Genomic DNA, 569 nt, shown 5'->3' on the forward strand with positions numbered 1-569 from the left:
ACGCGGCGGTAGCCCTCGTCGTGGCCGCCGTCGAAACCCGCGGCCTCGGCGAACTGGTCCATCTCGCCGTCCGCCATCGGGGTGCGCACCCAGCCGGGGCAGACCGCGTTCGCGCGGACGCCCTTGGGCCCGTAGTCGCGGGCGATCGAGCGGGTCAGCCCGATCAGCGCGTGCTTCGCGACGGTGTAACCGGCGACGTTCGGCCCGGCGAACAGCCCGGCCAGCGACGACACGATGACGACCTGGCCGCCGGTTTCGACCAGCGTGGGCAGGGTGGCCCGGCAGAACACGAAGGCGCTGGACAGGTTCGACCGCAGGGCCAGTTCCCATTCCTCGTCGCCGGTGTCGACCACCGAGGACAGGCCGTGCCCGCCGGCGTTGGCCACCACGACGTCGATCCTGCCGAACTTGCCGACGATCTCCGCCGCCGCGCCCTCGGCGGCTTCGCGATCGCTGGCGTCGCACGCGATGACGTGCGCGCCGGTATCGGCGGCCACCTTCTCCAGCGGTTCGACCCGTCGTCCGAGCACCACCACCTGGGCGCCCTCGTCGGCGTACCGGCGGGCGAC

At 72.9% G+C, this 569-nt stretch carries 1 protein-coding gene; it reads right to left on the bottom strand.

Annotated elements, in window-relative coordinates; translation table 11 throughout:
- Window positions 1–569 (bottom strand): SDR family NAD(P)-dependent oxidoreductase (locus CFP71_RS42950; RefSeq protein ID WP_244200061.1); only part of this gene is annotated, 569 nt, incomplete at both ends.

Source organism: Amycolatopsis thailandensis (assembly GCF_002234405.1).
Lineage (GTDB): Bacteria > Actinomycetota > Actinomycetes > Mycobacteriales > Pseudonocardiaceae > Amycolatopsis > Amycolatopsis thailandensis.